The 6,000-nt window shown below is 63.3% G+C and carries 5 protein-coding genes and 2 pseudogenes; 4 read left to right on the forward strand and 3 right to left on the reverse strand.

The genetic code is table 11. The features are described 5' to 3' along the window. The first annotated feature begins 579 nt into the window (after window positions 1–579). The 4 genes and pseudogenes from F1643_RS24205 to F1643_RS25220 all read left to right on the forward strand — a co-directional run bounded on the left by F1643_RS24205 (window position 580) and on the right by F1643_RS25220 (window position 3,051). The gene (locus F1643_RS24205; RefSeq protein ID WP_255543140.1) at window positions 580–906 is read left to right on the forward strand and encodes an ImuA family protein; all 327 of its coding nucleotides are present in this window, start codon (window positions 580–582) and stop codon (window positions 904–906) included. A gap of 493 nt (window positions 907–1,399) precedes the next feature. After that, window positions 1,400–1,486, forward strand: coding sequence for a hypothetical protein (locus tag F1643_RS25210; protein ID WP_370540747.1), 87 nt, complete (start codon window positions 1,400–1,402; stop codon window positions 1,484–1,486). 5 nt (window positions 1,487–1,491) lie between these two features. Continuing rightward, window positions 1,492–1,971: pseudogene (gene dnaE2 / locus F1643_RS25215) on the forward strand (error-prone DNA polymerase); the annotation flags it as partial. Window positions 1,972–2,080: 109 nt separating this feature from the next. Next, window positions 2,081–3,051, forward strand: a pseudogene (locus F1643_RS25220) (hypothetical protein). Window positions 3,052–4,298: 1,247 nt separating this feature from the next. Here F1643_RS25220 and F1643_RS21500 read toward each other — a convergent pair. The 3 genes from F1643_RS21500 to F1643_RS21840 all read right to left on the reverse strand — a co-directional run. Next, window positions 4,299–4,901, reverse strand: coding sequence for a hypothetical protein (locus F1643_RS21500; protein ID WP_194915330.1), 603 nt, complete (start codon window positions 4,899–4,901; stop codon window positions 4,299–4,301). Between the two features lie 335 nt (window positions 4,902–5,236). Then, entirely contained in the window at window positions 5,237–5,611 is a 375-nt protein-coding gene (locus tag F1643_RS21505; RefSeq protein WP_194915331.1) for a hypothetical protein, read from the reverse strand. A gap of 10 nt (window positions 5,612–5,621) precedes the next feature. Continuing rightward, window positions 5,622–6,000 (reverse strand): hypothetical protein (locus F1643_RS21840; protein ID WP_206692612.1); only part of this gene is annotated, 379 nt, incomplete at its 5' end.

A 6,000-nucleotide genomic window follows, 5' to 3' on the forward strand; every position in this document is an offset into this window, starting at 1 on the left:
CTCAACTGGATTGACGATCGCGAAATCCCGTGAGATGCTCTTCGCGGAAAGACAATCACCTTGCTTAGCCGCTGGGGGATCGGGGTCCTTCCGTTAACACGTCGCAAGGGTTTCCCCTTTGTGGCACAAGATGTGCGGCGGGCTTCGGCCCGCCGCGTTCTTTTTGGCTTGATGCCAAAGCTCTGATACCCAAGCTCTGCTCCAGCTTGCAACCGCTCCGCTGTTCTGGACGACAGTGCCTTCTTGGAAAACAACTGTTCTTCATTGGCCTCGGGCCGACCTGTCCAGACGCTCTCTTCGGGGCCGCAATTCTGACCGTCGACCGCTATCGGAATGGATTTCCATATGGGGACCCATCCAGCCTGGTGTGTCTCGCTAGCTCGTAGCAAGGGCTGGACGGGCAAGGAGCGAAAAACCAGAGCTTGACAGTGCTCCTGTTTTTGGCGAACAAAAAGGGAACATAATCCTTCCCTTTCTGTCTCAAGAGACATGCATCCTGAGCCGCGCCCTAGTACCGCCCTACAAGACCTGCGCAACCGCATCCACCAGCTGGAGATTGGCGGGCGGCGCGCCATGCGCGTGCTACCCTTCGGGATCAGCGAGGTCGACGATCGGCTGCCAGGTGGCGGGCTGGCGTTGGGAGCCGTCCACGAGGTGGCCGAGGGCGGTGACCTGGGCGTGATCCACGCCGCGGCGGCCACTCTGTTCGCCGCGGGCATCCTGGCCAGAATGACCGGGCCGGTGCTCTGGTGCCTGCGGGCGTCGGACCTGTACGCCCCGGCGCTCTCCCAAGTCGGGCTGGATCCGAACCGGGTCATTTATGCAGAGGCACCCGATGAAAGGACGCTGCCTCTGCTGGTGGAGGAGGGGCTGCGCCACCGCGGACTGGCGGCCGTGGTAAGGTGAACTGGCCAAGCTCCCCATGGTGGCGTCCAGACGCATGCAGATCGCCGCCGAACACTCCGGCGTCACAGCCATCATCCTGCGCCGGTGGCGCAGCCCGGCCGCGGCTGCCGCCGAGATCGGCCAGCCGACGGCTGCCGTCACCCGTTGGCGCGTTTCAGCCCTGCCGTCCAGCCCACTGCCAGCGCCGGGGATAGGCCGCAGGCGATGGCGGGTGGAACTGGTGCGGTGTCGTGGGGGCGTGGCGGGTGAGTGGGACATTGAGGGCTGCGATGAAGAGGGTCGTCTCGGTCTACCTGCCCACTTGGCCGACGGATCGGCTTCGCGTCAGGGCACGCTCATCGAAGGAACGGCACGAGCGGTCGGGCTCCGGTTCGGCACTTGAGGCCGACGAGCCGCCCGGCACACCCTTCGTCGTCGCGTCGACCGGCGCGCAGCGCGTCATCACCGCGGTGGACGTCGCCGCGCATCGGCCGAACGTCGGGAGCCGCCGGACATCGACGTCGATTTCGAGCACGATCGCCGAGAGATCGTCATCCAGTGGAATCTACGAGACTTACGGCCGTCACCCGCGCCGCCCTGACGGCGGTGGTCACCCGGTACCGGGCGCGCGGCGCCATCCGCGACGTTGGCAAGGTGCTCGGGCTCACCGAGGACGTCACAGCGGCACTGGCAGGGCAGATTTGGGCTTGGTCGGATGAGGGTGTCGAGGAGCAGCACGCGAAGGAGCTGAGCCTAAACCTGGAGGACCGGCGTCTGCGTCTGACTCTGGAGCTTGCTCAACAGCTGATGGGCACGCCCCGGCACCTGTCTCAGCACCCGGGCGGCTTCGTCCTCACGCAGCACCGGCTGGACGAGCTGGTGCCGATCGAGCCCGCCGCCATGGAGGACCGGCAGGTCATCGAGTGGGATAAGGACGACATCGACCTCCTCCGCATCATGAAGGTCGACATTCTGGCGCTGGGGATGCTCGGCTGCATGCGCTGGGCCTTCGAGCTGCTGGAGGAGCACAAGGGCATCCGCATGGACTTGGCGGGCATTCCAGCTGAGGACCCGTCGACCTACGCGATGATCAGGAAGGCCGACACACTGGGCGTCTTCCAGATCGAAAGCCGCGCCCAGATGGCCATTGCTGCCGCGGATCAAGCCGCGGACCTTCTACGACTTGGTCATCCAGGTGGCGATCGTCCGGCCCGGTCCGATCCAGGGCGGACATGGTGCACCCCTACCTGCGCGCCGCGAGGGGCTGGAGCCGGTGGACTATCCCACGCCCGAGCTCAAAGCGGTCCTGGGATCGACGCTTGGCGTTCCGCTCTTCCAGGAGCAGGCGATGCGAGGGCCATCGAATGCGCCGGCTTCACGGCCCGGCGAGGCCGACCAATTACGCAAGTCGATGGCGACATTCAAGGTCACGGGCGGGGTCAGCAAATTTTCGAGCAAGCTGGTCGACGGCATGGTGGCGCGCGGCTACAGCCGGGAGTTTGCCGAGGGTACCTTCAAGCAGTTGGAGGGGTTCGGGTCCTATGGTTTCCCGGAAAGCCACGCAGCGAGCTTCGCGCTGATCGCCTATGCCAGCAGCTGGATGAAGTGCCACCATCCCGAAATCTTCACCTGCGCCCTGCTGAACGCTCAGCCCATGGGCTTCTATGCGCCGGCGCAGATCGTTCGGGACGCGCGCGACCACGGCGTCGAGGTCCGGCCGGTCGACGTCAACGCTTCACGTTGGGACTGCACGTTGGAGCCGGCGGGGCAGGGCAGGCTGGCGGTCCGCCTCGGACTCCGGCTGGTGAGAGGGTTGGCCAACGCCGCCGGCGCTGGATCGTCGCCGCCCGCGAGGACCGTCCCTATGGCGACGTTGAGGACCTATGGCGCCGGGCGGGTGTGCCGGTCGCGGCACTACGCCAACTGGCGGCCGCCGATGGCTTCGCCGGTATGGGGCTTACGCGTCGAGAGGCTGCCTTGGGCCATCCGGGCGCTCCGTGGATGAGGCCCTGCCGCTCTTCGCGGCGCCGGGGCTGCGCAAGAGGTGGTGGAGCCGGAGGTCACCCTCAGGCCGATGAGCGAGGGCAGGGAGGTGGTCGAGGACTACACGATGACGGGCTTGAGCCTGCGCAGCCATCCCCGTCGCTCTCCTGCGCCAGGACCTGAGAGGGCAGGGCATCATCCCTGCGCCGATCTCGCTCGCACGCGGGATGGACGCAGAGTGACGGTGTCTGGACTGGTGCTGGTCCGGCAGCGGCCGGGATCGGCCAACGGGGTGTTGTTCTGACCGCTCGAAGAGAAACCGGCGTCGCGAACATCGTTGTTTGGAAGAAGCTCTTCGAGCAGCGGCGACGCATTATCCTCGGAGCCAGCATGCTAGCGTGAAGGGCCGCGTGCAGATCGAGGGCGAGGTCATCCACCTGATCGCGGAGCAACTGGTCGATCAAACGGAACCTACTGCGGTCGGTTTGGAAAGTAGGGAGATGCCGACGCAGCCTGCCGGCAGGCCTGCACGGGTGTAGCGTCACCAAGGTTCAGGCTGCTTTGTCGGGCCACGGCCATGGCATGGTTTGGCTAACGCTTTCGACCGGCAGGCCACAGCCGGTATCGACAGCCACGAGGCGCAGGCCGGCAGCGTCTGGCAGCCCCTCCACCAGTTGAATCGCTCGATCGGCCGACATGGCTCGAACGTGCCAGACGACGGTGGGGATTCTGAGCCCGCTGGAAAACCCTTAACCCCAAACAGGCGCATCAAGTGCTCCATCATAGATTGGTTTGCTGATGCGACTATACTGTAGCTAGGTCTGCCGATCGATGCGCACAAAGGTCTTGTTTTTTGGTCATGCGCCACCGGTCTAAGCGCTTTGCTATGTAACCCAAGTGCCATACCCGATACCCTTCATCTTCGCTGTTATGACATAGAGGCGCTCTGATGGCATTATTCTCAAAGAACCAGCACGGGTATATTTTACCTAACGTATTCTGCCATTCCTTTTTTACCATCGCAGGCCAATGGTCTCTGGCGACCTCAGCGGCAATCATATCTTCGTCTCTAACATCTATCCAAAAATACCTGATCGACTGAGCCTTCCGCCCCTTTGACAATGGGGAGGAAATCGACGCTGTAAGGAGAGTATAGGTAACGCACGACACATCGTAAACTAAAGGCGGTCTTGTGTCTTGCCATTCACCGCTGTCTTGATGCAGCCGCTCTATAACTTCATCACAAGGAATTTTCCAAAAGTACTCTGCGAACATCCGCTTCCGACATTCCAGGGCGCACACGCTGCAAATACTCCTTTGCGTATCCGTCGGCGAGCGCGTGAGGACATACTCGCTGCGATTAGCAGAGCCGGTACACAAGAGCCGCAATGCCACCATCACTCCAACGTGGAAATAGAACACACATAAGTTCAGTTATGGAAATAAACTCCACTCATTGCGACATCGCATAATGAACCGACACTATTCCAGATGTAGCTTCGCCATGCGATAAAAAATGGGCCGCTGCATGAAGTCAGCGGCCCAAGTCTAACGAGGACGGCGTGGAATTCTATACAGCAGGCTGCGATAACGCCGGCTGGACGAGCCGCAGCGGGCGGGATTGCCCAAGGCCCGGAGGCGAGGTCATCCTCCCAGCGGCCCCATTTGCCAAGGGCCTGGGACACCCGTTCGACGGTCAGGTAGTACGTGTGCCGATCATCCATGCTCAGCTCTGCCGTCCCATCGCGCAGAAACCAGCGCAGATGCTTCGCCTGCCACTGAAAGGGGCCGATCTCGTACTGGCGCCAGATTGACCCAGCGATCTCGGCCGACAGGTACTGGACCAACTCGGCATCAGCGGGGCGCTCCCGGTGAAAGGTGCCCTTTAGAAGTGCTGTGACTTGGCCACGGGCGTGGGCTTCGCTGATTGGGTTGGCGAGGGATTTCCTCATCGGCGCGCTTCCCGAGTGTCGAGCCACGACGATACGGTAGAAGGCTTCGCCTGCGCGCCGGAGAAAGGCAGCGGAAATCATCGCCTTTCCGGTCGGTCATCGTTTCAGGGGTTTTGGCGTCAGGCGGCGCGATCAGCTCGTCGGCAAGGTCGAGGACGTCATCCCACTGGGGCCTTGTCGATTTGGACAGGCGATGTCGGACGGCCAGCTGGCCCAGTGTCACCCCCTCGTCCTCGTATTGGATCGGCACGTCTGCGGAGCGCACCAGGGCGCCGGTGATGCCGCCGTCGGCGTGATCCTTCCAGACCAGCAGAGCGAGCCAGCGGTCGCCGGCGCACTGTGGACCTCGAAGGCGAACAGCTTCTCAGGGCCAGGGCGTTCGGTGCCGGCCCAGAGTCCCTCCCCTGCATCCCCGATCATCTCGTGCACGAAGCTGCCGTAACCGGACAGTGCGGCCAGCAGGGCGGCCAGATCGTCTTCGAACGGGCGCATGGCGTTTCTTGGTGTTTAAGCTGGACAACGACAGATCTCCTTGGATGCTCACGCGCCACGGCGGGGGCGCGGGTGGATGAAGGTTGGGCGACCGCGTGAGGAACGAACACCATCGCTATGTCCCTCTTGCCGTCGCGGTGCCGTCGGTGAATGCGATGCAGGCCGTCGATGACCTGCGTGGTGCCGCCTGCCATACCGACGGTGAGGATCGGCACCTCAGCTTCGGCGGGTGTCATGGTGGCGATCCGGCGTTCATCGCGCTCGAAGAGGGCGACATGGGTCAGCAGCGCCTGATCCAATGGGACCAGCTCAGGGGGGAACTTGGACGGTGGCGGAGCGCACCAGCGCCAGTAAGCCCTCAACGTCGTAGATCTGATCCTCGAAGATGAAGCTGCGGCCGGTGATCTCGGGGATGTCCTCGTCCAGCACCAGAGCCCCGGTGCCGCTCCTCCAGGTGCCGGCGCAATCCGTCCTCCGTCTTGTACGGACGCCGGCACTGGAGGACAGATCAAGTTGCTCGTGAGGCATGGTTGAACCTCGGGTGTGATGACGGTTCCGGCCCGTACCCCAGGCCGGAGAAGGTGTTGTGCGCGACGCCGGGGCGGCCTGGATGAGCCGCACGATGAAATCGTGATCTTCCTGCCCATCCAGCAACTCCACCGGCAGAGCGCGTCCCAAGCGCAGATGC

The organism is Azospirillum sp. INR13, assembly GCF_015390205.1.
Lineage (GTDB): Bacteria > Pseudomonadota > Alphaproteobacteria > Azospirillales > Azospirillaceae > Azospirillum.